The sequence below is a fragment of the Serratia ureilytica genome (genome assembly GCF_013375155.1).
Classification (GTDB): Bacteria; Pseudomonadota; Gammaproteobacteria; order Enterobacterales; family Enterobacteriaceae; genus Serratia; species Serratia ureilytica.
Genome location: NZ_JABXOF010000013.1, coordinates 133,256 through 157,446 on the forward strand (window position 1 = coordinate 133,256; position 24,191 = coordinate 157,446).

Annotated in this window: 28 protein-coding genes and 1 tRNA gene; 10 read left to right on the top strand and 19 right to left on the bottom strand. The window is 57.7% G+C overall.

All coding sequences use genetic code 11. From position 1 onward, the window contains the following. Positions 1-151: 151 nt before the first annotated feature. Positions 152-448 carry a YfcZ/YiiS family protein gene (locus HWW83_RS22295; protein ID WP_072145088.1) on the bottom strand — a complete coding sequence of 99 codons (297 nt, stop codon included), beginning with the start codon at positions 446-448 and terminating at the stop codon, positions 152-154. A gap of 405 nt (positions 449-853) precedes the next feature. Here HWW83_RS22295 and fadL point away from each other — a divergent pair, with 405 nt between their 5' ends. Beyond that, positions 854-2,176, top strand: a complete 1,323-nt coding sequence (fadL, locus tag HWW83_RS22300; RefSeq protein ID WP_129992807.1) for a long-chain fatty acid transporter FadL — start codon at positions 854-856, stop codon at positions 2,174-2,176. Positions 2,177-2,291: 115 nt separating this feature from the next. Here fadL and mlaA read toward each other — a convergent pair whose 3' ends face one another. From mlaA to ccmA, 10 genes are all read right to left on the bottom strand, one after another. Then, on the bottom strand, positions 2,292-3,050 hold the full coding sequence (mlaA, locus tag HWW83_RS22305) for a phospholipid-binding lipoprotein MlaA (RefSeq protein ID WP_033643913.1): 759 nt from the start codon (positions 3,048-3,050) through the stop codon (positions 2,292-2,294). Positions 3,051-3,078: 28 nt separating this feature from the next. After that, positions 3,079-4,293 carry a c-type cytochrome biogenesis protein CcmI gene (gene ccmI, locus HWW83_RS22310; protein ID WP_176589558.1) on the bottom strand — a complete coding sequence of 405 codons (1,215 nt, stop codon included), beginning with the start codon at positions 4,291-4,293 and terminating at the stop codon, positions 3,079-3,081. After that, the gene (locus HWW83_RS22315) at positions 4,293-4,760 is read right to left on the bottom strand and encodes a cytochrome c-type biogenesis protein (protein WP_176589559.1); all 468 of its coding nucleotides are present in this window, start codon (positions 4,758-4,760) and stop codon (positions 4,293-4,295) included. Before HWW83_RS22315 ends, ccmI begins: the two co-directional genes overlap by 1 nt. Further along, positions 4,757-5,308, bottom strand: a complete 552-nt coding sequence (locus HWW83_RS22320; RefSeq protein WP_015378623.1) for a DsbE family thiol:disulfide interchange protein — start codon at positions 5,306-5,308, stop codon at positions 4,757-4,759. The genes HWW83_RS22315 and HWW83_RS22320 overlap by 4 nt, the downstream gene beginning before the upstream one ends. Beyond that, entirely contained in the window at positions 5,305-7,275 is a 1,971-nt protein-coding gene (locus HWW83_RS22325; RefSeq protein ID WP_033632468.1) for a heme lyase CcmF/NrfE family subunit, read from the bottom strand. The genes HWW83_RS22320 and HWW83_RS22325 overlap by 4 nt, the downstream gene beginning before the upstream one ends. Then, positions 7,272-7,766, bottom strand: coding sequence for a cytochrome c maturation protein CcmE (ccmE, locus tag HWW83_RS22330; protein WP_004936264.1), 495 nt, complete (start codon positions 7,764-7,766; stop codon positions 7,272-7,274). Before ccmE ends, HWW83_RS22325 begins: the two co-directional genes overlap by 4 nt. Next, on the bottom strand, positions 7,763-7,999 hold the full coding sequence (gene ccmD, locus HWW83_RS22335) for a heme exporter protein CcmD (protein ID WP_033651976.1): 237 nt from the start codon (positions 7,997-7,999) through the stop codon (positions 7,763-7,765). The genes ccmE and ccmD overlap by 4 nt, the downstream gene beginning before the upstream one ends. Next, complete coding sequence (locus HWW83_RS22340) at positions 7,996-8,733, bottom strand: heme ABC transporter permease (RefSeq protein ID WP_042785127.1); 738 nt, start codon at positions 8,731-8,733, stop codon at positions 7,996-7,998. Before HWW83_RS22340 ends, ccmD begins: the two co-directional genes overlap by 4 nt. Before the next feature lie 120 nt (positions 8,734-8,853). Continuing rightward, entirely contained in the window at positions 8,854-9,513 is a 660-nt protein-coding gene (ccmB, locus tag HWW83_RS22345; protein ID WP_025303731.1) for a heme exporter protein CcmB, read from the bottom strand. Beyond that, positions 9,513-10,145 carry a cytochrome c biogenesis heme-transporting ATPase CcmA gene (ccmA, locus tag HWW83_RS22350; protein ID WP_047574213.1) on the bottom strand — a complete coding sequence of 211 codons (633 nt, stop codon included), beginning with the start codon at positions 10,143-10,145 and terminating at the stop codon, positions 9,513-9,515. Before ccmA ends, ccmB begins: the two co-directional genes overlap by 1 nt. Before the next feature lie 229 nt (positions 10,146-10,374). On the opposite strand from ccmA, the gene HWW83_RS22355 reads away from it, so the two are divergent. Further along, entirely contained in the window at positions 10,375-11,301 is a 927-nt protein-coding gene (locus HWW83_RS22355; protein ID WP_046687571.1) for a formate/nitrite transporter family protein, read from the top strand. A 129-nt stretch (positions 11,302-11,430) separates the two neighbouring features. Beyond that, positions 11,431-11,505 (top strand) — tRNA-Arg (locus HWW83_RS22360). 71 nt (positions 11,506-11,576) lie between these two features. Here the strand turns inward: HWW83_RS22360 and HWW83_RS22365 are convergent. The 4 genes from HWW83_RS22365 to HWW83_RS22380 form a co-directional block, all read right to left on the bottom strand. Next, positions 11,577-11,819 carry a hypothetical protein gene (locus tag HWW83_RS22365; protein ID WP_089192084.1) on the bottom strand — a complete coding sequence of 81 codons (243 nt, stop codon included), beginning with the start codon at positions 11,817-11,819 and terminating at the stop codon, positions 11,577-11,579. A gap of 19 nt (positions 11,820-11,838) precedes the next feature. Then, positions 11,839-12,639, bottom strand: coding sequence for a helix-turn-helix domain-containing protein (locus tag HWW83_RS22370; RefSeq protein ID WP_089197288.1), 801 nt, complete (start codon positions 12,637-12,639; stop codon positions 11,839-11,841). Positions 12,640-13,340: 701 nt separating this feature from the next. After that, the gene (locus HWW83_RS22375; RefSeq protein WP_033643922.1) at positions 13,341-13,562 is read right to left on the bottom strand and encodes a hypothetical protein; all 222 of its coding nucleotides are present in this window, start codon (positions 13,560-13,562) and stop codon (positions 13,341-13,343) included. Between the two features lies 1 nt (position 13,563). Beyond that, positions 13,564-14,535: a YrzE family protein gene (locus HWW83_RS22380; RefSeq protein WP_046687574.1), complete on the bottom strand. Its 972-nt coding sequence runs from the start codon at positions 14,533-14,535 to the stop codon at positions 13,564-13,566. A gap of 227 nt (positions 14,536-14,762) precedes the next feature. Here HWW83_RS22380 and HWW83_RS22385 point away from each other — a divergent pair, with 227 nt between their 5' ends. The 3 genes from HWW83_RS22385 (at position 14,763) to dsdC (ending at position 18,026) form a co-directional block, all read left to right on the top strand. Next, positions 14,763-16,259: a PAS domain S-box protein gene (locus HWW83_RS22385; protein WP_046687575.1), complete on the top strand. Its 1,497-nt coding sequence runs from the start codon at positions 14,763-14,765 to the stop codon at positions 16,257-16,259. Between the two features lie 134 nt (positions 16,260-16,393). Next, positions 16,394-16,645, top strand: coding sequence for a CsbD family protein (locus tag HWW83_RS22390; RefSeq protein ID WP_033643925.1), 252 nt, complete (start codon positions 16,394-16,396; stop codon positions 16,643-16,645). 451 nt (positions 16,646-17,096) lie between these two features. Then, entirely contained in the window at positions 17,097-18,026 is a 930-nt protein-coding gene (dsdC, locus tag HWW83_RS22395) for a DNA-binding transcriptional regulator DsdC (protein WP_033651984.1), read from the top strand. A gap of 11 nt (positions 18,027-18,037) precedes the next feature. On the opposite strand, the gene HWW83_RS22400 is transcribed toward dsdC, so the two are convergent. Genes HWW83_RS22400 through HWW83_RS22410 form a run of 3 tightly spaced genes read right to left on the bottom strand, consistent with a single transcriptional unit; the run spans position 18,038 to position 19,604 of the window. Further along, positions 18,038-18,340, bottom strand: coding sequence for a hypothetical protein (locus HWW83_RS22400; RefSeq protein WP_042785132.1), 303 nt, complete (start codon positions 18,338-18,340; stop codon positions 18,038-18,040). Positions 18,341-18,343: 3 nt separating this feature from the next. Next, the gene (locus HWW83_RS22405) at positions 18,344-19,267 is read right to left on the bottom strand and encodes a DMT family transporter (RefSeq protein ID WP_046687576.1); all 924 of its coding nucleotides are present in this window, start codon (positions 19,265-19,267) and stop codon (positions 18,344-18,346) included. Positions 19,268-19,313: 46 nt separating this feature from the next. Next, positions 19,314-19,604, bottom strand: a complete 291-nt coding sequence (locus HWW83_RS22410) for a hypothetical protein (protein ID WP_033643929.1) — start codon at positions 19,602-19,604, stop codon at positions 19,314-19,316. Positions 19,605-20,001: 397 nt separating this feature from the next. On the opposite strand from HWW83_RS22410, the gene HWW83_RS22415 reads away from it, so the two are divergent. Further along, positions 20,002-21,153: a porin gene (locus HWW83_RS22415; protein ID WP_033632458.1), complete on the top strand. Its 1,152-nt coding sequence runs from the start codon at positions 20,002-20,004 to the stop codon at positions 21,151-21,153. 57 nt (positions 21,154-21,210) lie between these two features. Here the strand turns inward: HWW83_RS22415 and mltB are convergent, their stop codons facing one another. Beyond that, positions 21,211-22,299, bottom strand: a complete 1,089-nt coding sequence (gene mltB, locus HWW83_RS22420; protein WP_046687577.1) for a lytic murein transglycosylase B — start codon at positions 22,297-22,299, stop codon at positions 21,211-21,213. A gap of 279 nt (positions 22,300-22,578) precedes the next feature. Between mltB and HWW83_RS22425 the strand changes: the two genes are divergently transcribed. The 3 genes from HWW83_RS22425 to ypdK all read left to right on the top strand — a co-directional run bounded on the left by HWW83_RS22425 (position 22,579) and on the right by ypdK (position 24,185). Continuing rightward, entirely contained in the window at positions 22,579-23,031 is a 453-nt protein-coding gene (locus tag HWW83_RS22425; protein ID WP_033643931.1) for a DUF805 domain-containing protein, read from the top strand. Positions 23,032-23,114: 83 nt separating this feature from the next. Continuing rightward, positions 23,115-23,552 carry a type II toxin-antitoxin system HicB family antitoxin gene (locus tag HWW83_RS22430; protein WP_033651988.1) on the top strand — a complete coding sequence of 146 codons (438 nt, stop codon included), beginning with the start codon at positions 23,115-23,117 and terminating at the stop codon, positions 23,550-23,552. 558 nt (positions 23,553-24,110) lie between these two features. Then, complete coding sequence (ypdK, locus tag HWW83_RS22435) at positions 24,111-24,185, top strand: membrane protein YpdK (protein ID WP_099782600.1); 75 nt, start codon at positions 24,111-24,113, stop codon at positions 24,183-24,185. Positions 24,186-24,191: the final 6 nt, after the last annotated feature.

The following is a 24,191-nucleotide window of genomic DNA, read 5'->3' on the forward strand; positions in this document are numbered from 1 at the left end:
GGTCTGACCTGATGAGGTCATTGTTAACCAAACGGTTACATTTGGCAAACCGGCAGAGATCAAAACTGCGAGCAGGCGCACTTTCTATCGGGAACGAGGCAGGGAAGGAAATCCCCGGCGCGCAGCAGGCGGCGCCGGGGTAAAGCGGGGATTAACGCAGGCCGAGCTGGAAGATCAGGGTTTCCGCCTGGCAGGCGAAGGTAAAATCGGCTTCCAATTGTACGCCGCCGTCAACCGGTTTAATGCTACTGCTGATGTCACAGGGATCGGATTCGACCGCGCGCGCCTTTTCGCTCAGGGCCGCCAGCATCGCCTCCGCATCTTGTTGATTGCTGAACACCTGGCTGTAGGATGCGGTGCAATCGGTGTTATCCATCACGGTGCCGACATCCACGCAGCAACACGCGGCGGTTTCCTGGGCGCTGCATTTATTAATTGCATCTGACATGGTTGGTTCTCCTCAAGGGCCTCTGTTATCAGCCCAAATTGCCGTTTTATTCACCGGCGCAAAGCCACGAAATTCTGTGGGTATTTTACGCTCCCAAGCCGGCAATCACTAGCACTTACTTTTACTGGGTGTTTTAAGTGATGGAAATCACAAATAAAAATGAGCGCCTGCTAAGAAATGGTAAGAATTTTGTTATTTACCACTGTCTTTTTGTTAAGCAGATCTCTTTTTTGATATCAGAGTGGAAATATTTCAAAAACAAACTTGCAACATTTTCACAGGTCAGACCTATACTTCAGCCACTGGTCTGATTTGTCTGAACGATAACGGACCCTACAATCCCGCGCTCCTTGTTACTTCGTGTAACAATAGTTTAAATAATAAACACATAATGAGGTTTTGGTCATGAGCCAGAAAAACCTATTGACTAAATCAGCTCTCGCAGCTGCAGTGGCAATTATTTCTTCAAACGTGTCTGCCGCAGGATTCCAGCTGAATGAGTTCTCATCAGCTGGTTTAGGACGTTCGTATTCTGGCGAAGGCGCCATGGCGGATACGGCGGCCTCCGCAAGCCGCAACCCGGCGTTGCTGATGATGTATACCCGCCCGGAACTCTCTTTCGGCGCAGTCTTCATCGATCCGGACGTAGATATTTCCGGTACCTCACCTTCCCGCGCCAGTCTGGATGCGAAAAACATCGCGCCGACCGCTTGGGTGCCGAACCTGCATTATGTTCACCCGATTAACGATCAATTCGCCGTAGGCGGCTCGGTCACCAGCAACTTCGGTTTGGCGACCGAATACAACAACGGTTATGCGGCGGGCTCCATGGGCGGCAAAACCGATCTGGAAACCCTGAACCTGAACCTGAGCGGCGCTTATCGCCTGAACAAAAACTTCAGCTTCGGTCTGGGTTTTGACGCCGTCTACGCCAAGGCTAAACTCGAGCGTTACGCCGGCGATCTGCCAAAATTGATCGCCGGTTCAGGCAAATTGCCGCCACAGTTGGCCGGCCCGGTTTCGCAGATCCCGGCAGATACCCAAATTTCTCACCTGAAAGGCGACGAATGGGGCTTCGGCTGGAACGCCGGTATTCTCTACGAAGTGGATGAAAACAACCGTTACGGCTTCACCTATCGCTCTGAAGTCAAAATCGACTTCGACGGCGATTACAAGAGCAGCCTGCCTTCAGCCTTCAACCCGCTGCTGGCCTCTCAAGGCCTTCCGTGGGGTACCAACGGCACCACCATTCCGGGTTCTCTGAGTCTGCATCTGCCGGAAATGTGGGAGCTGTCCGGCTACAACAAAGTGGCGCCGCAGTGGGCTATCCACTACAGCCTGGCCTACACCAGTTGGAGCCAGTTCCAAGAGCTGAAAGCCACCGGCAACAACGGCCAGACGCTGTTCCAGAAGCATGAAGGCTTCAAAGACGCTTACCGCATCGCGCTCGGCACCACCTACTTCTACGACGATAACTGGACCTTCCGTACCGGTATCGCCTTCGATGACAGCCCGGTGCCTGCCCAAAACCGTTCGATCTCCATTCCCGATCAGGACCGTTTCTGGCTGAGTGCCGGTACTACCTATGCGTTCAACAAAGACGCCTCGGTTGACGTCGGCGTGTCCTACATGCACGGCCAGAAAGTCACCATCAATGAAGGTCCTTACACCTTCACCTCCGAAGGCAAGGCCTGGCTGTACGGCGCCAACTTCAACTACCGCTTCTAATCTCGCTTGAGATGGATGCCAAAGCGCCCTGCGGGGCGCTTTTTCTTTGCCTGTCGCTCGCACGGGCGTAAAAAAACCCGCCAGACGGCGGGTTTTCATGGGCATAAGGCGGCGGTTACTGCGAGTCGATTTCGTCCAGATCGCCCTGAATCGCCTTGGCGTTCGGGTTCTCTTCCGGCTTGAGCGAACCGCCGTTGGCGATGAAGTCGTGGCGCTGGAAGTAAGCTTCGCGCACCATGACATAAGGATCGGAGGAGTTGCGCAGCAGGCCGTCGGAATCCAGCAGTTGAGCGCGAGTTTCGATACCCTCGACCACCCATTTGCCCGCCGACATCCAGAAAGTCAGGTAGCTCAGCATCGGATACAGCGTATCCGCAAAGTCGCCGCCGTCTTCACGCAGGGTAAAGCTGCCGTAGCCCGGCAGCATCACGTACGGACCGTAGCCCACATCGTAATGCCCCAACGTGCTGCCGAAACGGTTCGGCTCTTCGCGCGCCAGTTTCGGGTTGGCCATGCCGGCCACGTCGATCAGGCCGCCCATCCCGAGCAGGGTGTTCAGGAAGAAACGGTTGAAGTGGATCATCCCGCGGTAAGGATCGCCCTTCAGGAAGGCGTTGACCATGCTGGCCGGCTCTTCCAGGTTGGAGGTGAAGTTGCTGATGCCGTTACGCGCCGGCATCGGCACGTAGTCACGCCAGGCCACCGCGACCGGACGCAGGATATAAGGATCCAGGACGTTGTAGTTGAAGTCGAACATCGTCCGGTTAAATCCTTCCAGAGGATCGGAACGCCCTTGCGGCTCATTGTCTGGCGCGCTGGCACAGCCCACCAGTAATGCCGCTGCGAATGCCACCCCAGTCAGGCGAAAGTTCATATTTTTCTCCATAAAAACACGTTCGGTCTTATTTTTCAGGGACCTGCTTGTTTATCTGAACGCTAACCTGCTCTTTGCCGCTGAATGTCTGCAGCGAGCTTTCGCCGAACCAGTCCCCCGGCTGCGGCGTGGCCAATCCGTCCTGTGAGAGGCGCACACGCACCTGCACCTGATGCTGTGCCGAGAGTAGACGCTCGGGCATCATGGCGTTGCTGTCGTCCAGAGAGAAAGACAGCGGAAAACGGCTCAGCGGCAATTGTTTTACCGCGACCGGCACCGGGCTGACGCCGTCGGTCACCGAGATAACCAGCGTCCCCTGCGGCGGCATGGCTTTCGCCGCCTGCGGTGACAGTGAAACAGTCACATTCAGTTTAACAGTTTCTCCGCCGGCCTGGGCTTTTGCTTGTGCAATACTGCGCTTTATCACTTCCGCGCGCGGATCGTTGGCCGGCAGCAGCTGCAGCATCACTTGCCAGGCGCCGATCGCCTGTTTGAAATCGCCCTGTTCGAAAGCGTTGAACGCCAACAGGCTGAGCACCCGCGGATCGCTGTGATTTTCCGCGATCATGCGCCGCAACAGCTGCGTCGCCTGCTTGTTATCCTCCGGATCGTTGGATCGCGTCAAGACCTCGGCATAGCCGAGCCGCACTTCCAGACTATTCGGATCCAATTGATAGGCATGAGCAAATGCCTGCGTGGCGGTGGTGGCGTTGTTCAACGCCATGCCGACGCGCCCCAGCATCATCCAGTCATTGATATTGCGATCGTCCTGCTGCAGCTCGGTGCGCAGCCCCAGCCCGAGGCGAGCGATCTCTTCCATGCTCAGCGGTTTGGCGCGCTCATTGGCGACGCGCTCACGCAATTCCGGCATTTGCGCCTGCACCAGACGCCAATCCAGCACCTGCGCCAACCCGCCGGTTTTCAGATAAAAGCCAACGGTCACCGCCAGCAATAACAGCACGCCCGGCACTAACGCCCAACGGTTGATCGGTTTCGCCTGCTCTGCCTGTTCGACGGGGATGTCGTTCAACAGGTTCTGTTGCAGCTCTTTAACCAGCTCCGGGCGCTCGGCCACCACGCCCTGCTGCTCGTCCTGCTCCAGTTCGCTGAGGCGATCCTGATAGAACGCCTTGTTCAGCACATCGCGCGTAGCGGCGCTCTGCTTGCCGCGGCGCATCGCCGGCACCACCAGCAACGCGGCGGCGCCGGCCAGCAACACGCAAATAATCAGCCAAAAAGCCATTAGGGTTTCTTCCTGTCAGTCTCTTGCAACAACGCCGCCAGGCGCTGCCGTTCCCGTTCGGAGAATTCATCGTCCACCGCCGCATCGGGCCGGCGACGGGTGCGCAGGATCACCACCGCCCCGCCTATCAGCACGAACAGCAGCGGGCCGATCCACAAGATCAGCGTCGCCGGCGTTACCGGCGGTTCGTAGGTGACGAAATTGCCATAACGCGCCACCATGTAATCGATGATCTGCTGTTTGTTTTGTCCCTGCATCATCAGCTCGTACACCTTGGTGCGCATGTCGGCGGCGATGATGGCGTTGGAATCGGCAATGCTGTTGTTTTGGCATTTCGGGCAGCGAAGCTGTTCGGTCAACTCGCGATACTGCTGCTCCTGCTCGACGGAGTTGAAGCGATAGGTATCAATCGCCGCGGCGGCGCTCCAGCTCAGCAGCGCGGCGCACAGCAGGACAATCAGCCTCATGCCTCACCCCCGTACTTTTTATACAGCGGCAGCACTTCCTGCTGCCAGACCCGCTCATTCATGTCGCCGGCGTGGCGATAGCGGATAATCCCCTGGCCGTCGATAAGGAAGGTCTCGGGCGCACCGTACACCCCGAGATCCAACCCCAGCATGCCGTCGCCGTCGTACAGGCTGAGGGCGTAGGGATTGCCGAGGGAATTGAGCCAGGTCACCGCCTTGGCGCGATCGTCTTTATAGTTCAGGCCAACCACCCGCACGCCGCGCGCCGCCAGCGTATTGAGATACTGGTGTTCCGCGCGGCAGGTCGGGCACCAGGTGGCCCAGACGTTGAGCAAGATCGGCTTGCCGTCGCGCAGCACCGCCTGATCGTAGGTTTTGCCGGGCTGATCCAGCGATTCCAGCCTGAAGGTCGGCACCGGTTTGCCGATCAGCGCCGATTCCAGCATGGTCGGATCTTCGCCGCCGGCGTTGCGCGTCAGCTGCACCATCAGCGCCGCCACCAGCAGCAGGAAGAGTACCAACGGGATAAACAGCAGCTTACGCTTCATGATTGCGCCTCCAGCTTGCCTTCGCGCTTGAGCTTTTTGCTCATGCGATAACGCGGATCGAGAATGCACAGCAGGCCGCCGATCGCCATAAAGACGCCGCCGAACCAGATCCAGCGCACGAAGGGTTTGTAATACAGACGCACCGCCCAGGATCCGTCTTCCAGCTCCTCGCCCAGCGCCGCGTACAGATCGCGGCTGAACCCGCCGTCGATCGCCGCCTCGGTCATCATGCTGCGCGCCACGCTGTAGTAGCGTTTCTCCGCGTGCAGCGTCGCCTCCGGCTTGCCGTTGCGCGTGACGTCGATGATGCCGACGCCGCCGCTGTAGTTCGGGCCGCGAATGTCGTGCACGTCGCGGAACACGAAGTGATAGTTGTGGATATCCACGCTGTCGCCGGCCTTCATCCGCACGTCGCGCTCCACGCTGTAGTTCTGGCTGAAGGCGATGCCGATCACCGTCACCGCCACGCCGAGGTGGCCGAGCACCATGCCCCAGTGGCTGCGGGACAGCTGCCGCAGGCCGCGCCAGAAACCGTGACGATGGGTGGCGCGCTCATGCAGCTCCATCAGCGTCAGGATGATCACCCACAGCGCCATAATCAGGCCCACCACCGTCATGCCGGCGATGCTGTCCTGCAACAGCCACGGCAGCAGAATCGACAGCACCAGCGTCACCAGCAGCGCCACGCCGAGGCGGCGCCAAAGCTTGCCCGGCTCATCGCGGCGCCAGCGCACCAGCGGCCCGATGCCCAACAGCAGCGCCAGCGGCGCCATCAGCCAGGTGAACATGGTGTTGAAGAACGGCTCGCCGATCGAAATGCTGCCCAGCCCCAACTGTTTGTGCACCAACGGCAGCAGCGTGCCCAACAGCACCACCAGCATGGCGGCGATCAGCAGCACGTTGTTGCCCAGCAGGAAGGTCTCGCGCGAGAAGGTCTCGTGCTGCACCCGGCTGCGCACCTGGCCGCCCTTGACCGCGTACAGCAGCAGCGAACCGCCGATGACGATCACCAGATAGGCGAGAATAAACATGCCGCGCGCCGGATCGGAGGCGAAGGAGTGCACCGAGACCAGCACGCCGGAGCGCACCAGGAAGGTGCCCAGCAGGCACAGCGAGAAAGCGGTGATCGCCAGCAACACCGTCCAGGCTTTGAACGTGCCGCGTTTCTCGGTCACCGCCAGCGAATGCATCAGCGCGGTGCCGGCCAGCCACGGCATAAAGGAAGCGTTCTCCACCGGATCCCAGAACCACCAACCGCCCCAGCCCAGCTCATAGTAGGCCCAGGCCGATCCGAGCACGATGCCCAGCGTGAGGAACACCCAGGCGGCGGTGGTCCACGGGCGCGACCAGCGCGCCCAGGCGGTGTCGAGCCGGCCGGCCATCAGCGAGGCGATGGCGAACGCGAAGGCGACCGAGAAGCCGACATAGCCCATGTACAGCAGCGGCGGGTGGAAGATCAGGCCGATATCCTGCAGCAGCGGGTTGAGATCGCTGCCGTCGATCGGGAAGTTAGGCAGCGTGCGGGTGAACGGGTTGGAGGTCATGATGATGAACAGCAGGAAGCCGGCGGTGATCATGCCCATCACCGACAACACCCGCGCCACCGCGTCCTGTGGCATCGCCCGGCTGCACAACGCCACCGCCAGCGACCAGCAGCTCAGCAGCAGCACCCACAGCAGCAGCGAACCTTCGTGCGCCCCCCAGGTGGCGGCGATGCGGTAATACACCGGCAGTTGGGTATTGGAGTTGGTGGCCACGTAGGCGACGGTAAAGTCATTGACCACGAAGGCATGCACCAGGCACAGGAACGCCAGCGCAATCGCGGCGAACATGCCGTAGGTCAGCGGGCGGGCCACCGCCATCATGCGGCTGTCCTGCCGCGCCGCGCCCCACTGCGGGTAAATGCTCAGCAGCAGCGCGATCGCCAGCGCCAGGCACAGCAGAAAACTGCCCAGTTCCGGCATCATGACTTGGCGCCCTCCGCCTGCGGCGCGTTATACGCTTCCGCCGGCCCTTTGTGATTCTCTTTCATCGCGTCGGCCACTTCCGGCGGGGTGTATTTTTCGTCGTGCTTGGCCAGCACTTCGCGCGCGTTGACCACGTTGCCCTCGCCCAGCACGCCCTGCGCCACCACGCCCTGCCCTTCGCGGAACAGGTCCGGCAGAATGCCGGTGTAGGTCACGCCGATCGCGCCGCGCGCATCGTAAATCTTGAAGCTGACCTGCAGCGTATTGGGATCGCGTTTCACCGAGCCGGGCATCACCATGCCGCCGATGCGCAACCGCTGGCCGACCTCGGGCTTCTCATGGTTTTCGCCCTTGCCCTGCAGGATTTCACCCGGGGTGTAGAACAGATCGATGTTGGAGCGCAGCGCGTACAGCATCAGGGTTGCGGTCAGCGCGATGCCGATCAGCACAACGATCGCCAGATAAAGGCGGCTTTTACGACGTGGATTCACAATGATTTCTCCCGCGGTGCGGCGGATTTTTGTTTTGATTGTTGCGCATGGCGAATGCGCCGCTCGCGCGCCTGACGGCGGCCGATCTCGGCGAGCAATAGCCGCCGCTGCCAGACGGTGTGCGCCACCAGCCCCAACAGCGAAATCAGCGTGACGGCAACCGCCAGCCAGACATAGAAGGCATAACCGCCCATGGCGAAAAACGCCGGCCAGGAATCGAACGCGGCATTCATGACTGACGCTCCTTATTCACCAGCCCGGCGACCCACGGGCGCTGGCGCTCCTGGAACAGGATCAGATTGCGCAGGCGCATCAGCGTCAGCGTAATGAACAACAGCAGGTAACCGAGGATCGCCCAGCGCAGCGGGGTGCGCATGCTGGGCGCAATGGATTGCTGCATGTTGGTCGACCCCTGATGCAGCGTGTTCCACCATTCGACAGAGAAATGGATGATCGGGATATTCACCACGCCTACCAGCACCAGAATCCCGGCGGCCCGGCCCGCCAGGCGGCGGTCTTCAAAAGCGTTATACAGCGCGATAACGCCCATATAGAGGAACAGCAGCACCAGCTCGGAGGTCAGCCGCGCGTCCCATACCCACCAGGTGCCCCACATCGGCTTACCCCAGGCGGAGCCGGTCACCAGCGCGATAAAGGTGAACACCGCGCCGATCGGCGCCATCGCCGCCACCACGGTATCGGACATTTTCATCTGCCACACCAGGCCGATAAACGCCGCCACCGCCATCGAGGCGTAGATGCCCATCGACCACATGGCCGCCGGCACATGAATATAAATGATGCGGAAGCTGTCGCCCTGCTGATAATCCTTCGGCGCGAAGCCAAAGCCCCATGCCCAGCCGAGCAGCAGGCAGGCCGCCGCCGCCAGCCCCAGCCAGGGGATAAAGCGGCCGCAGACGTGATACAGCCGTTCGGGCCGCGCCAGTTGATGTAACCATTTCCACATTGTCGTCAGTGCTCACGGTAATTTTTATGCGTCGGCCGCTCCGAGCGTTCGAAACGGCGAAAATCTTCTGCGGGGTACGCTCTTGTCGGCCTTGCCCCGTCTGTTCATTCAATACGTTAGCTAGTGCACGCTCACTCGCAGCGCCGCCGCGGTGGCAAACGGCGCCAATGTCACGCTGCCCGCCAGCATCGCGCCGAGTATCGCCAGATAACCGTCGATCGGCATGCCCATCGAGGCGGCGTCGATCGCGCCGGTGGCGAAGATCAGCACCGGGATATACAGCGGCAGCACCAGCAGGCTGAGCAGCACGCCCCCTTTGCGCAGGCCGACGGTCAGCCCCACGCCGATAGCGCCGATCAGACTCAGCGTCGGCGTGCCGAGCAGCAGCGTACCCGCCACCGCCAGCCAGGTTTGCATATCAAGCGACAGCAGCAGCGCCACCAGCGGCGACAGGATCAGCAGCGGCAATCCCGTCACAACCCAGTGAGCACACACTTTGCCCAGCACCGTCATCGGCAGCGGCGTCGGCAGCAGCAACAGCTGCTCCAGCGAACCGTCGAGAAAGTCGTCGCGAAACAGCCGCTCCAGCGACAGCAGCGAAGCCAGCAGCGCCGCCACCCACACGATGCCCGGCGCAATGCGCGCCAGCAGCTGCGGTTCAGGGCCAATCCCCAGCGGGAACAGCGTGATCACAATCAGGAAAAACCACAGTGGGTTGACGATCTCCGACCCTTTACGGCAGGCGATCTTCAATTCGCGACGCACCAGAGTCAAAAACATCACAAACTCCCCGCGTCGTGTTCCGCCAAACGAATTTTGCCCACCGTTTGGCTGACGCCGGCCAAATCCTGATGCGTGGTCAACAATACCATGCCGCCCCGCTGCGCATGTTGTTCAAAAAGGCTAATCAACTCGGCCACGCCCTGTTTATCGATTGCCGTCAAGGGTTCATCGAGGATCCACAGCGGCGCCGCGCTGAGCCACAATCGCGCCAGCGCCACCCGCCGCTGTTGCCCGGCCGAAAGCTGCGCCACCGGCAGATCTTCGTACCCCACCAACCCCACCTGCTCCAGCGCGCGCCAGATGGCCTGATGCTCGACCGCGCCGCGCACCGCCTGATAAAACTGCAGATTTTCAAAGGGTGTCAATACGGCTTTGATGCCCGGTTGATGGCCGATAAACAGCAAATCTTGCTGATACGCCGCGCGATCGCGCAACGTGTTGCGCCCGCGCCAGCACACCTCACCGCCGTCCGGCCGCGCCAGACCGGCGAGGATGCGCAGCAAACTGGTCTTGCCCGCGCCGTTCGGCCCTTCTACCTGAATGATATCGCCCGGCTGAACTGAAAAGCTTAGCTCGCTAAACAGGATGCGCTCATCGCGCACGCAACTCAGACTTTTGGCTTCCAGCATCAGGGAACTCATATTTTTCTTTGGGATAGCGAATCATAGCATAAGCCTTTCCCCGCACGCAGCCTGCGGCGGGCGCGCCGAGGGGCCAATATGGCGAGCAGGATCAAGAATGCGTGGAAAAAATCGGCGGATTTTAACTCTTGTTACCTTTTTCTGTATTTCGCCGCATTTAGACCGGGCAACTACGCTTAATGACGTGAACTCACCCTTATTGAGCAGGAGCGACAGCATGAACGAACAGCCACGCCAGGAGCACGAGCCGGATGAGACAATGCAGGTAGAGAGCGAAGAGCAGGAACAGGGCAAACGCGAAATCGAAGTCAGGGAAGAAAATTTGCCTTCGCGCGCGGCAGCGGTGCATGAGCAGATCCGGATGGAAGGCGAAAAAGAGCTAGAGCGCGACGGGCTGGCGCTGCTGTGGTCGGCGATCGCCGCCGGGCTGTCGATGGGCGCCTCGCTGGCGGCGAAAGGCATTTTCCACGCCCGCTTGCCGGACGATCCCAGCCGCTTTTTCATTGAGAACCTCGGCTACACCTTCGGTTTTATCATTGTCATTATGGCGCGCCAGCAGCTGTTTACCGAAAACACCGTCACGGCGGTGTTGCCGATCATGCATAAGCCCACGCCGCGCAACCTGCTTATCCTACTGCGCCTGTGGGGCGTGGTGCTGCTCGGCAATCTGATCGGCACCGCGCTGGCGGCACTGGCGTTTACCCATATGCCGCTGTTCGACGCCGAAACGCGCCGCGCCTTCATCAGTCTGGGCGAAGAGGTGATGCGCCATACGCCGGGAGAAATGTTCGCCAACGGCATCCTGGCCGGCTGGATCATCGCCACCATGGTATGGATGTTCCCGGCCGCCGGCGCGGCGAAAATCTGGGTGATCGTGTTGATGACCTACCTGGTGGCGATTTGCGATTTGACGCATATCGTGGTCGGCTCGGTGGAGATCCTGTATCTGGTGTTCAACGGCGCGATGGAATGGCAAGCATTCGTTTATCCGTTCGCCCTGCCGACGCTGGCGGGCAACATCATCGGCGGCACTTTTATCTTTGCGCTGATAAGCCACGCGCAAATCCGCAACGATTTGAGCGCCAAAAATAAGGCGGCGCGCCTGCAAGAGGAAAAACGGCGCCACGGCGGGGAAAAACCGTGATCGCCGTCGGTTAGCCAAGGAAATTTCGGCGCGAACTGGCGAGGTATTGAGCAAACGCGCCGCTAAGCGCTTATTCTGCGGGTAAAAAAAGGTATAATGCCCCGGCAGCTTCGGTTGCCGGTCCGCAGCGTCCCCGTAGTTAAACGGATATAACAAGCCCCTCCTAAGGGCTAGTTACTGGTTCGATTCCAGTCGGGGACGCCATTTTTCCTTATCGAGCCAATGCGCATCGACCGCCCGCGGACCCTGCTTCAATCCCTTGTTCAGCCCTAATTTCATCCCTGCGGGTGCAGGCACGCCATCCAGGTCATTCCTGCCAACGCGATTGGCTGATGTTCCCGATTATTGGCCATCGCATTTCCTGAAAACATGAACAGAATGAATGCCAGCGTGAATTGAATGGCCCGTTTCCCTAAACCGGCGACGATGATTCGGCCAAAGGCAGACAGCCTTAAATACAGTAGCAGGAGTGCGTGGTGCCGTTTATTCCTCGACTCGGGGCGATTTTCTCTATTCATGACGTCTCCTTTTCCATCACTACGTCACAGGAATAAGTATATCGACATTGATAACTTTACTGTTTGAATTTTCATCTCTATATAGCTCGATAAAGAAGCTCTCCCTCATTTTGACGTTGATAGCCGGCAAGTAAGCGTCATATATCCCCTCAAAAAAATTAACGTACTCAGGCAACTCGCCCATAAAGGGAATAACAATATATTTGCCCATTGGGATATAGAAGTTGAAGATGGAGTGAAAAACCGCCTGATCCTTGCCGTTGGCATGGCATTTATTCCCCCTGCTTTTCTCTACATTATATGCCCCCCAATTTTTGCTTAGCCGTTTCTCATTAGTCTGCGCAATATCATTGGCATCTCTGTATTTCCTTATAGAATGGAAAATTAATGTTTTGTAATGCTTCAGCATCTCGATGTCATCCGGCATGACCGTATGATAGAAATAGGGTTTATTATCGTTGCCGTACGGGGGGATCTGCGTGGAAAAATCCCATCCCCGGCTGTTTCTAAAGCTGTTGGGCGTTTCGCCAAAGAAACGTTTGAATGCCCGGGTGTAGCATTGCTGAGAGGCAAACCCCGATGCCAAGGCGACATCCAATATGTTCCCTTGATGCTGTTTGAGCAAGACAGCCGATCGGCTCAGCTTTCTATTCCTGATATACGTCCCGAGCGTAATGCCAAAATAATGCTTAAACAACCGCTGTAAATGCCATTTAGAGTAACCCGAGATAATTGAAACCTTCTCAACCGAAAGCCCCTCCACAATATTCTTTTCCATATACTCCAATACTTGTAAAAGAATATCTCTTCTGTAATCCATGTGCGCTCCTTGCATTTATAAAAGTCGTATCCTTTTCATTAAAATCGTTAAGCGAAGAAATTAAGTCATTAAGATTAATCCTAAAAAATCACGCCCTCTTCTTTTTATTCTCACACCCTCCGAGAGGTCATTATATAAATAACTGAAAATGATCATGTTATATAAATCCACCCACAAGAAAATCGAAAAACAAAATTTAACGACACAAAGTGCATCTATTGAAGGAGCACTTGCGCCGCCAGTGAGAATCACACTTTCTGTTAATTTTTTTATCTTAAAGTGTTTTTTATCGCATCAATTGCATGGCCGAATAGGAATTTCATCATCAGAAATGAAATCGCATTTTATAGCCTTGATTGTTGATAACACTTATTGCAGCTAATGGGTAAAGCCTGAGCCGTGGCTAAGGAAGCTGAGAGGAATAAACGCAAAGCCTGAACATCAGGCTTAATAATCACATGTCGCAACAGTGAGTTTCTTTTTTATCTTTCCCTGCACAGAAAAAGCGGATGCATCAACAAATCATGTTAGAGGTCATATATTGCCTTCCCGTCCCGGGGGCATTGATGCTCCCGCACCGCGCCAGCCTCTCCGCCGTCAAGCGCCAAGCCGATACGCGCCATAGTTTGTTACCGTAACCGCCCGCTCCTCAAAAAAAAAAGCCCAGCACGCAAAGCTGGGCTTTTCATCCAATGAGCGGATTAGTCCGTCAGGTTGTCGATCTCTGCCGCTCTGTGCTTACGCAACAGATACAGCAGCAAGGACACCCGTCGCTCGGTCCGTTCCGGGGTATCCGGCGGCAAGTTATAGCGCAAGGTGTAGCGCTCGTTGTTCTCGTTGCAAAAATCGATGACCAGTACGGGCGCAGACGCTCCCGCCACTTTTCGATAATTCAGCGAGATGCACGACAGGTTTTTGCCCATCTCAACTCACCGTGACGGTACGGCGGGTTGACTCGGCAATTCGCCCCACGCCGGCGCTCAACGCAGCGCCCAGCAGCAGTATCAGCAGTGAGCCCCACGCGGCGCGAGAGAGTTGCTTGGCCGCTTCATCAGCCGCTTCACGCGCTTTCTGCTCGGCCTCGGCCTTGAGTTTTTCCACCTTCTGCACCGCCTGCTGATAAGCCTGGGCGTAGTTATCGACGATTTGGCTCGCTTCATCACGGCTCTTGCCGGTACGCGCCGCAACAATATTCACCAGCGCGTCCTTATCGGCGGCGCTCAACGTCGGCTCACCGGACTGCTTAACGCGCTCGAACCACTGCTTAAGCTCGGTGGCAGCCTGCGCCGGATCGGCCGCAGCATCCACGGCCGACTGTTTGCCGTCGGCGGCCGCCCGATTGGCTTTCTGCTCCAACCGAGCCGGATCCAGCTCCGGCTTACCGGTCTGCTTAAGCGTTGCGTTCAACTGGCTTTCCAGGTTTCCCCAGTCCAGGCTGATGCCATTTTTATCCAACTGTTGCTTCAGGCTGTCGCCCACGCTTGGCGCCGCCGCCGCCAGGCCGCTGCCCGCCAGCGAGAGCCCTTTGCCAACCGCGTTGCCAGCCAGCCCCACCACGCCGCTTGCCAGCGACACCATCAACCAGGTGGTCAGCAAGGTGGTGATCGCCCAGCTCAACAGGCCATGCAAGCCGCCGCGATTCGGCGCGGTGCGGCCGGCGACGAACGCGCCTGCGGCCAACGACGCCAGCGTTGAAACCAGCAGCCAGATCCCGGTGCTGGTGCCAAATCCGCTCAGCGGGTTGCCCTTTTGCATCATATCCACGGCCTGGGCGCCGATCGCCGTCCCCAGCACGCTGAATATCAGATAAGTCACCAGCGCCACGGCACTCCCGGCCAATATCGAGCCCCATGACACCTGAAACGCAAAGCGATTTGATTCATAGACAGTGGTCATCGTTGTTCCTTATATTTTCTGGACAAGTGATTGCACGCACGGCAGAAAACCGCGCAGACAAATTCAGTCTGCCGCGCGACATCATCGGCCGTCCCGGTTCATTTGCACCAGAACGCCTGGTGCATTCACACCCTGCGAATACGCACGTTATGCACTAAGCTGCTCAGCGAGTAGCGTAACCCGCGGCCCCTAGAGAGGCCGCTCCCCTTCTGTCTAGCGGAGAACACATGAGCCAATCCGTCTTGGCCAGCGAAACCAACCGCGGCCACCTGCAGCAAATCATCTCCGGCTTGTCCGACGGCGTGATCCTGACGGATACCGATCAAACCCTGCTATGGGCCAACGAGGCCGCGTTAGCCATGCATGGCGTGAGCCACCAGCAAGCCCTGGGGGCCAATGCCGGCGAGTACGCGGCGCGTTTTGCCCTGCGCTATCGCAACAACCATCCGCTGGCTTTGGAGCAGTACCCTTTGAACCGGGTTGCCGATGGCGAGACCTTCACCGATGTGGTGGTGGAAGTTCGCCAGGTCGACGATCCGGACAGTTTCTGGGTGCACCGCCTGCGGAGCCTGATCGTCACCGATCCGCAGGGGCAGCCGGAGCTGCTGGCGCTGATCATGAGCGACGCGACGGAGTGGGCCAGCGCCGAACAGCGCTTTGAAAAAACCTTTAACGCCAATCCGGCGCCGGCGGTCATCTGTCGGCTCAGCGATCTGCGCTACGTCAAGGTCAATCAAGGGTTCCTTGATATGACCGGTTACCAACGTGAACAGGTCTTGGGGCGTTCGGTTTATGAACTGGACGTCCTGCAACAGGCCGAGCATAAAGAGCTGGCCGTGCAGCGCCTGGGGGAAGGCGCCACCATTCCGCAGATGGAGGCCGAGCTGAAACTGCCCGATGGAGGCAGCAAGCTGGTGGTGGTTGCCGGTCAACCGTTGGACATCAATGAAGACGACTGCATGCTGTTCACGTTTACCGATCTCGAACCCCGGCGCCAGGCTGAATCGGCGCTGCGAGAAAGTGAAGAGCGGTTCGCCAAATCTTTCCGCCTGAGCCCGGTGCCAACGCTGGTGTGCACCGCAGACGGGCGGCGCGTGCTGGATGTTAACGAAGCCTTCGTCCGCGCCATCGAATGCGACGCCGAAGCCTTGGTCGGCAAATCGGTCGACGAGATCCCGGTTTTTGACGATCCCGAGGCGGGCAGCCGTTTGTTTGCCGCCCTGGAAAAAACCGGCAATGTCGAAGGGATGGACATCCGGGTGCGCAAGAAAGGGAGCGAGTTAATCGACTGCGTGGCCTCGGCGGATGCCGTCAGCATCCATAATGCGCCCTGCTATCTGTTGGTGCTCATGGACATTACCGAACGCAAGCGCTCGGAGCTGGAGCTGGTGAACGCCATCGAGGAAGTGATGCAGGACGCCTCGTGGTTTAGCCAAACCCTGATCGAAAAACTGGCTAATGTGAAAAGCATCAATCGGTCCAACCAGACCGGGTTTGCCGCCAACGATCTCACCCCGCGCGAGCGCGATGTGCTGGGTTTGATCTGCGAGGGACTGCCGGACAAGAAAATCGCGGCGCGCCTCAATCTGGCGCTCAACACCATTCGCAATCATGTCGCGACGGTCTATTCCAAACTCGGCGTGCACAGCCGCAGCGAAGCCATCGTATGGGCCAGAGAACGCGGGCTGTTTACCGGCGGACCAGCCTCGATGAATGGCAAGTAGCCTGCAAATGCACTAGCCATACCGATGCAAACGCCCCTTATGAGCACCGAGTGAAGTGCATAACATGGCGGTGCAAATGCAGGCTTTCGCCCTGTGCGAACGCCAAACGGATCGAACCTAAGGAGCGCATCATAATGAACAGCGAAAAAGCCAATGGCATGATGGAAAAAGTGGCGGGCAAAGCGCAGGAAATCGCGGGCGACGTCAGCGGCAACGAACGTTGGCAGGCCGAAGGCGTCACGCGCCAGGCAGTGGGCGCGCTGCAAGAAAAATACGGCGACGCCCTGAGCTGCGCCGGCAGCATGATGAAGAAAAATCCCCTCGCCGCGTTGGCACTCGTTGCCGGCGCAGGTCTGTTGGCCGGCCTGCTGCTGCGTCGCCGTTGATGGGCGCCGACGAGCAAACCACTTTTCCCTGAATGCCGTGTCCGGTGGGCAGCCACCGGGCACGGTTCTTTGCCAGGCGGGGGATTGCTGCCTCCCTCTCGTTGGCATCCGGGCTTAACGCATGCTCTGCGTCGCCATGCCACGGATTATTATGGCGAAACCATTCTATCCCGCATGGAACATGAGCCTTTATCGTTCAGGCTGTCGCACACCGCCTTTACTCGCTGCTTAACGGCACCTCTTTTATTATATTCGTCCTATTGCTGATTATCATCGCCTCTCAGTCAACGCCCCCTGTGTCTGTTATTTCCGCGTGTTATGCCAGTAAGTTAATTTACCCTCAACATAACGAAATCCCTCGGCATAAAAACCGAATATATCAATCAGGCTGGGTTTATCCTCCGCACCATTAAATGTTAATATTGCCGGATTATGCGCACGGAGAAATAGCATGTTCCCCAGTAAAAAACATTCGCAGCGGGCGACCCCGCTGACCAGCTATCAATTTTCCAGGCTGCATACTTTCGAATGCGTCGCCCGTCATTTATCTTTTGCGCTGGCGGCACAAGAATTGTCGATCACCCCCAGCGCCGTGAGCCACCGCATTAATTTGCTCGAAAAGGAATTGGGGTTTCTGCTATTCCAACGCTTTCATCGCAGAATTACGCTGACGCCGGAGGGCGAGCGCATGCAATGGGCGCTGGACAGCTCCTTCAACACCTTGAATCAGGAAATCCTGGACATCAAAAATCGCGAGTTGACGGGGACCTTGACCCTCTACTCGCACCCGTCCCTGGTGCAATGTCTGCTGCTGCCGCGCATCGGCGATTTTATCGCCCAGCACCCCACCATTCACCTCAACATTCTGACCGGGCAGGAAATCATCAACCTGGCCAACCGCGGCGTGGATCTGGCGATGTACTTCGGCAAACTGCGCTCGGGGCGGCATCTGGAAGAAGCCTTTATGCAGGAATCGATGGTGCCGATCTGCACGCCGCAGTACGCCGCCGCACACAATCTGTATGATGCGCCGGAAAACCTGGCTCACTGTACGCTGCTGCACGATCGCTACAACTCCGGCGAAGATGAGTGGCAAACCTGGTCACAACACTTTGCGCTGGGGCTGGATACCGACAGTAAAAGTATGGAGTTCGACCGTTCCGATCTCGCGGTGCTGGCCGCTACGCGGCACCTTGGCGTCGCCATGGGGCGGCTTAATCTGGTGCAGGACTGGATCAAAAGCGGCGAGCTGATCATTCCGTTCGCCGATATGACCGTGCCCTGCGAACACTGCTATTTTACCTCGACCATCTCCGAGCGGCAGTGGCCGAAGATCCTCGCGTTTAAGCAGTGGATCATGAAAATATCCCCTCTGGTCTGATGGCCAGAGGGTTATCGCCATACTTTGGGAGAATAAGAAAAATGCAACGCGCAGGCATAGAGCCGGCCGGCCTTTGAATAAGAGATATATTTGCGATTTTTATCCCAGGTCAGCAGGGAATTATTGGCAAAGTAATAAACCTCCAGCGGCATCCCGTTAGCCAATTTCGACCAACCTCGGCTTCTTATCACGGTAAAGTCACCGTTATCGCTGAGCGTAATCAACGGCACGCCCCAGGCATAGCGGGATATTTGCATCTGAATAATGAATTGGCTTTCGCAGCTTATTTGGTAATTCTGTACATCAACATCCATAATTTATATTTTTGGTGCCACCCTACGGTCAAAATAAATAAGATATGAACAACTCACCACGATTAACCCCAGCACGATCAGCACGGCACCCAATACAAACTCAATTTGCAGCGGCTCGCCGAGCATGACGACGCCGGCCAGGATGCCGAATACCGGCGTCATAAAGGTGAGAATGCCCAGCGAGGACGCCTGATAACGACGCAACAGTGAAAACCAGATCAGGTAACTGAAAAACGACACGATCACCGTTTGGAACAGCAGGCTGCTCCAGGCCACCCGGCTCAGAACGACGTGCAAATTGCCCGACGCTATCGCCAGCAACGACAGCAGCACGCAGGCGCCCGTCAACTGGAACAGCAGCGTCTGTTTAGCCGGGCACTCCGCCAGACGCGTGGTACGGATCACCAGCGTAGAACCGCCCCAGGCGATCCCCGCCAGCAGACCGTAGAGATCGCCCTTCAACCGAGCTGCAGCGCCGCTGCCCTCAGCCATGCCCGATATGGCCAACACCACGCCGCCAAAGGCGATGAGCATGCCAAGCCACTGCACCGACGACAGGCGTTCCTGGCGAATCAGAAAATGCAGGCCGAGAGCGGAAAACAGCGGCGCGGTATACAAAAACACCGCCATATGCGAAGCGCTGGTATAGCGCAGCCCTTCGGAGACAAAAAAGAACTCCAGCGCGAACAATGCCCCTACGCTCAAACCGGCGCTCAGCGTGGCGCGATCCCAGGTGAAGCACTCGCCGCGGCAGCGCGCCAGCAGGTAAACCCCCAGCGCGGCAAGACCAGAGCGAATGGCAATTTGCAGCACCGCCGACACATCCGGCTCGGCGGCCTTGATCGCCACCTGCTGCATTCCCCAAATGGCGCATAGCATCACCATGGCGGCGGCAGCCCTGCCGTCGATACCGATTCTTGCATTCATAATAGGGTTCCCGCCGCCGTTGAAATAATCACAGGCTGCCGTCGCGTTATTCTTTATACACCACGATTTCCTGATAAAGCTTAATAACTTCGCCATCGCTGTCGACGGAGTCGGTATATTCAGTTTGCTGCGCCAGGTGAATCACCTTCCAGCCTTTTCGCGCCAATTCCGGGATCGTCAGGCGCCCCACGCCGCGGCAGAAAAACAGAGTGTCGTCAGACAACCTTAGCTTACTAACCTCTGCATAATCATAAGCTTGAGAATGGCAGACGTGCGACTCCGCCGCCATCGCCGGTAATGAAAACAGCCCCACCAACAACATTAACAGGTTTCTCATGGCGACCTCCCAATCGCTTATTCCTGCCAACCGATTACGCAAAAATGCCTCACGTTAATACGGCGGTGACAGGCTGGAATTAATTATCTCTTGCATGGCTGAAATTACAGGCTGGGGTTGGTGACTGACAAATGAAAAATATAAACCTTGGCGTTAAATGAATTCATCCGAGTGGAGAGAGAGGCAGAGCGGCCACTTTCACCGCACGAAATGGTCAAAAACCGGCCAATAATTAGCAAGAAAAGTAATTATTTATTTCACCGTTTATGCTACAAATGCCGCCCGCCGCTAAAACACCAAAAAAAACCGTCAAAATGCGCAAAAACGCAGCTTTCTGCGCAAAACATCGGCATGGCGGCGCTGATGAGGGCGGTCATACCTAAAACAGGGATAACACATGGCAATGAAATTGCGCGTAATGACTCAAGCGGTGGCGCTGGGTCTGGCGATCGGCAGCGCGTCGTTCGCCGCTCAGGCGGAAATCACCCTGCTGAAGCAAGATCCACAGGCCGGCGATCCGCTCAGCCGCCTGAACTTCACCGTTGGCGGCAGTATTCGTCCGCAGTTCAACAACATGACGGGCGACGGTGACAAGGGCTCGTACAAGCGTAACGGCTTCGACGGCGGCACCCGCTTCCGTTTCGCGGCGGACTACTATCTGTTCGACGATATCAGCTGGATCAGCTACTACGAGCTGGGCGTGAACATTCCGGCGCTGTTTGACTGGGATCATCACTATGCCGACGGCGCAAGAAACACCAGCCGTCGCATGCTGTACACCGGCCTGAAAAGCAACACCTGGGGCCAGATGACCTTCGGTCAGCAGAACAGCGTTTATTATGACGTGGTGGGCGCCAAGACCGATATCTGGGACTACGACATGCTGGCCCAGGCGCCGGGCAACGGCATTAACGGCGACTACGACGGCTCTTACCGTTCACGCAAAATGCTGAAGTACAAGAACCGCTTCGGCGATGCGGACGTTTACGCTTCGTACCTGTTCAGCGACAGCGACTACCTGCCGGGCAACGGCCTGCGCTACAAGCGCAAAGGCGGCGGCTCTCTGGGCGTGGATTACCACATTACACCGGATCTGACCTGGGGCACCGCCTGGAACTACACCCGCGCCGAAATGCGCAACCCGTCCACCAGCGGCAGCAAAAGCTACGATCAGAACATTTTCGGCACCGCCATCAGCTGGAAACCGGACAACTGGACCCTGACCTTCGGCGGCGGTTACTACAACGACTTCCTGACCACCAAGAAAGCCGACGTCAATAATTACTTCGCCGGCGATGCGTGGGGTATCGAATACCTGGCCGGTTATACCGTGCCGGTAGGTCAGTACGCGGTGAAATCGGTGATGCCGTACTTCATGGGCGACCGCCTGGAATACATCACCGGCCGCAACTACCAGCGCATCGATAACGGCCTCGGGGTGACCGTACAGTTTGACTACGGTTTCCGCGTTGACGTGGAGCACGTGCTGACATCGAGCACCGACAACCTCGGCGATATGACCGTGGTGCGTCTGCGCTACGATTTCTGATTGCTCAGAATGCAAAAAAGGCCGCGCAAGCGGCCTTTTTCGTTTATTGACGCAGCGTCAGAAGCCGCCGCGCGCCGAGCGCCCGACCGCTTCGCCCAGTTGCCATACCGCCATGGCGTAATGGGTGCTGTGGTTATAGCGGGTGATAACGTAGAAGTTCGGCAGACCGTACCAATACTGGTAGCCGGTGCCGACATCCAGCCGCAGCAGGCTGGCCTCTTGGTTATCACCAAGCGAACCCTGCGGGCTCAGGCCGGCTTCGGCCAGCGCGGCGACCGAGTAGCGCGTCTTGAAGCCGTTTTCCAACCCCGGCGCCTGGCCGTTGGCCTGAATGGCGACCGGCTCGCCTTTGGACCAGCCGTGCGCTTTGAAGTAATTGGCCACGCTGCCGATGGCATCGACCGGATCCCACAGGTTGATATGCCCATCGCCGTTGAAATCGACCGCATAGCTTTTGAAGGAAGAAGGCATGAACTGCCCGTAGCCCATCGCACCGGCGAAGGAGCCGCGCAACTCGAGCGGATCGTCGCCTTCGGTGCGCGACATCAGCAGGAAGGTTTCCAGCTCACCGGCGAAGTAATCGGCGCGGCGCGGGTAGTCGAAGGCCAGCGTCGCCAGCGCATCGATAATGCGGGTTTTACCCATTACGCGGCCCCAACGGGTTTCCACGCCGATAATCCCCACGATAATCTCCGGCGGCACGCCGTACACCTGCCAGGCGCGCTGCAGCGCATCCTGATATTGATTCCAGAACACTACGCCGTTTTGCACGTTATCCGGGGTGATGAACTTGTTGCGGTAGCGCAGCCAGGAGCCATTCGGCCCGGTTGGCCCCTGGGTAGACGGCGTCGGCGCCTGCCTGTCCATCAGCCGCAGCACCGAATCCAATCGCCGAGCCTGCGCCAGCACGTCGTGCAGCTGCTGCCGGTCAAAACCGTGTTCCTGCACCATCTTCTCGATAAAGCGCGCGGTATTCGGGTTATTGGCGAAATCCCCACCCAGCGGCGCGCCGCTGTGCGCCGGGCTCAGCAAAAAGCCGCCCTTTACCGGGGTGCTCTGCGGCGTAGCGGTGGTACTGGGTTTCGGCGTGCTGCTACAGGCAGCAAGCAAGGTAATCAGCGGTAAAAGCGCAACCAGGTGACGCATCGGATATCCATATAGCCATGCAAGAGATAAGTGGGAGTTATGTTAATGCATTGTTCAACGCGAACAAACAGGATTATGCCGCCAATGACCGCGTCAGGTAGCCAAACGTGCCAAATTGTGACGTTTTGCACGGGCAAAGAACGCCCGGTGCGGCCGCGCTGAATCTCAACCGCAACTAAATGAGAAAAGTTATCACCTTGACGCCCACGTTTGCCCCGATAAAATGCCCGACTGCTTGCCACCCGGCTATCGCCGCAATGATCACGACAATGGACTGTGATGGAATCTCTCGGACAACTCGCCAAAGACCTGTACCGTGGGCGCATCTCGCGCAAACCGTTTATTTTCTCGCTGGCGATCTTCGCCATCGGTATCGTGCTGCTGTCGTTTCTGTCGACCTATCTGGATAAAAACCATTTTCGCGCCCACGCGCACGGCGACGGCGCCGAATTCGTCTCGGTGCTGCTGTATCTGCTGTGCATTATGGTGTGGGCATTGTTCTGTTTCGGCCTGGTCACGTGGTTCATGGCCAAAACCGCATTCCGACTCAACGATATCGGCCTGCCCGGTTGGGCGTTGGCCGTAGCGTGCTATGTTTGCTCGGTGCTCAACAACTACTCCCCCGGCCCGGTAGCGCGCTGGCTGCCGCTGTTCAGTCTGGCAGTCATGGTCTGCGCCCTGCTGTTGCCGCCCGACGGGCTGCGACGCAAGCCGCGTGAACAGACCGATTGAGCGCCATTCCGCTCAAGGCTATGGCTATCCGCCGGCCGTGCCGTCACAATAGCGCCTCATTCAGGTTTTAATCAGGGATCGCCATGTTCAGCCATTACTTCGCCCATTACGCCTTCGATCGCGACAGCGACGCCTGGCAGATCGGTTTTCGCGACTTCCCCGAGTGGCAAACCGCCTGCTATAAACGCGAAGACATCGAACTGGAGGCGCAGGAAAGCCTGTTGGCCGCCATCGCCGCCACGATGGATGAAGGTTTGCCTCTGCCCGCCCCTTCTCCTCTGCAAGCCGATGAGTTGAGGGTACACCTGCCGGCGCTGGTGGCGCTGAAAATCGAACTGCACAACGCCATGCTGCGCAAAAACACCGGTAAAGCGGCGCTGGCGCGCAAGCTGGGTTTCAACGGCGGGCAAATGGAGCGGTTGCTGGATATCGGTTACGCCTCGAAGGTGGAAGCGTTGGAGCAGGCGCTGTATCTGTTGGGCTACGACGTGCGCGTGACAATAAGTGAAGTTTGCCAATAAGTTAGCAACAGGTAAGCAAAATATTACCCGCAGGGGCTAAATTTTCCTCCATTCGCGCCGATGTGATCGTTACCTAATCCTCTGTCGCAACAACGAAGGCTAAAAATGGAGTGGAGTCGCCGTCATATTTGGGCCGTTATTCTGCTGTCTTGTCTCGTTTTTTGGGTCATTCTGGCGACCGGCATCAACGCCGTCGCCTGAGCGCCTGCCGCTGCATTGCTTCATCCCTTATTTTACAGCCCGCCACGGCGGGCTAGTTCCTGTCGCCCGCCGATAAAAAGCGTTATAAAACAGCGCACCCTGTTCAAAAAACAGCCAAAAATTGTGATCAAAAACACAGTATTGAAATCAGACCAGTATTGAGAGTACATTAGCGCCGATCCTGTCGCGGTTCGGATTTTACCTCACGGAGCATGAGGCGCGACAACCGGACAACCCGCGCGCGAGGACGTTGTTCTTTCGTTTGGAAGAACCCGCCCGACAAACAGGTTGCCCATAAAACACTCAGCACAACAATCGGGATCATTGCTGGCGAGGACTCCAGACAGGAGTTGTTCAGTGAAATATTTTTTGATGGGCGTGTCATTCATGCTGGTTGCCTGGGTTGGCACCTTCATGTTGATGGTTGCCTGACCGGGA

Excerpts from the sequence above, each read along its gene's own strand:
- HWW83_RS22295 (WP_072145088.1), bottom strand. The coding sequence starts at position 448 with ATGTCAGATGCAATTAATAAATGCAGCGCCCAGGAAACCGCCGCGTGT.
- fadL (WP_129992807.1), top strand. The coding sequence starts at position 854 with ATGAGCCAGAAAAACCTATTGACTAAATCAGCTCTCGCAGCTGCAGTG.
- mlaA (WP_033643913.1), bottom strand. The coding sequence starts at position 3,050 with ATGAACTTTCGCCTGACTGGGGTGGCATTCGCAGCGGCATTACTGGTG.
- ccmI (WP_176589558.1), bottom strand. The coding sequence starts at position 4,293 with ATGGCTTTTTGGCTGATTATTTGCGTGTTGCTGGCCGGCGCCGCCGCG.
- HWW83_RS22315 (WP_176589559.1), bottom strand. The coding sequence starts at position 4,760 with ATGAGGCTGATTGTCCTGCTGTGCGCCGCGCTGCTGAGCTGGAGCGCC.
- HWW83_RS22320 (WP_015378623.1), bottom strand. The coding sequence starts at position 5,308 with ATGAAGCGTAAGCTGCTGTTTATCCCGTTGGTACTCTTCCTGCTGCTG.
- HWW83_RS22325 (WP_033632468.1), bottom strand. The coding sequence starts at position 7,275 with ATGATGCCGGAACTGGGCAGTTTTCTGCTGTGCCTGGCGCTGGCGATC.
- ccmD (WP_033651976.1), bottom strand. The coding sequence starts at position 7,999 with ATGAATGCCGCGTTCGATTCCTGGCCGGCGTTTTTCGCCATGGGCGGT.
- HWW83_RS22340 (WP_042785127.1), bottom strand. The coding sequence starts at position 8,733 with ATGTGGAAATGGTTACATCAACTGGCGCGGCCCGAACGGCTGTATCAC.
- ccmB (WP_025303731.1), bottom strand. The coding sequence starts at position 9,513 with ATGTTTTTGACTCTGGTGCGTCGCGAATTGAAGATCGCCTGCCGTAAA.
- ccmA (WP_047574213.1), bottom strand. The coding sequence starts at position 10,145 with ATGCTGGAAGCCAAAAGTCTGAGTTGCGTGCGCGATGAGCGCATCCTG.
- HWW83_RS22355 (WP_046687571.1), top strand. The coding sequence starts at position 10,375 with ATGAACGAACAGCCACGCCAGGAGCACGAGCCGGATGAGACAATGCAG.
- HWW83_RS22365 (WP_089192084.1), bottom strand. The coding sequence starts at position 11,819 with ATGAATAGAGAAAATCGCCCCGAGTCGAGGAATAAACGGCACCACGCA.
- HWW83_RS22370 (WP_089197288.1), bottom strand. The coding sequence starts at position 12,639 with ATGGATTACAGAAGAGATATTCTTTTACAAGTATTGGAGTATATGGAA.
- HWW83_RS22375 (WP_033643922.1), bottom strand. The coding sequence starts at position 13,562 with ATGGGCAAAAACCTGTCGTGCATCTCGCTGAATTATCGAAAAGTGGCG.
- HWW83_RS22380 (WP_046687574.1), bottom strand. The coding sequence starts at position 14,535 with ATGACCACTGTCTATGAATCAAATCGCTTTGCGTTTCAGGTGTCATGG.
- HWW83_RS22385 (WP_046687575.1), top strand. The coding sequence starts at position 14,763 with ATGAGCCAATCCGTCTTGGCCAGCGAAACCAACCGCGGCCACCTGCAG.
- HWW83_RS22390 (WP_033643925.1), top strand. The coding sequence starts at position 16,394 with ATGAACAGCGAAAAAGCCAATGGCATGATGGAAAAAGTGGCGGGCAAA.
- dsdC (WP_033651984.1), top strand. The coding sequence starts at position 17,097 with ATGTTCCCCAGTAAAAAACATTCGCAGCGGGCGACCCCGCTGACCAGC.
- HWW83_RS22400 (WP_042785132.1), bottom strand. The coding sequence starts at position 18,340 with ATGGATGTTGATGTACAGAATTACCAAATAAGCTGCGAAAGCCAATTC.
- HWW83_RS22405 (WP_046687576.1), bottom strand. The coding sequence starts at position 19,267 with ATGAATGCAAGAATCGGTATCGACGGCAGGGCTGCCGCCGCCATGGTG.
- HWW83_RS22410 (WP_033643929.1), bottom strand. The coding sequence starts at position 19,604 with ATGAGAAACCTGTTAATGTTGTTGGTGGGGCTGTTTTCATTACCGGCG.
- HWW83_RS22415 (WP_033632458.1), top strand. The coding sequence starts at position 20,002 with ATGGCAATGAAATTGCGCGTAATGACTCAAGCGGTGGCGCTGGGTCTG.
- mltB (WP_046687577.1), bottom strand. The coding sequence starts at position 22,299 with ATGCGTCACCTGGTTGCGCTTTTACCGCTGATTACCTTGCTTGCTGCC.
- HWW83_RS22425 (WP_033643931.1), top strand. The coding sequence starts at position 22,579 with ATGGAATCTCTCGGACAACTCGCCAAAGACCTGTACCGTGGGCGCATC.
- HWW83_RS22430 (WP_033651988.1), top strand. The coding sequence starts at position 23,115 with ATGTTCAGCCATTACTTCGCCCATTACGCCTTCGATCGCGACAGCGAC.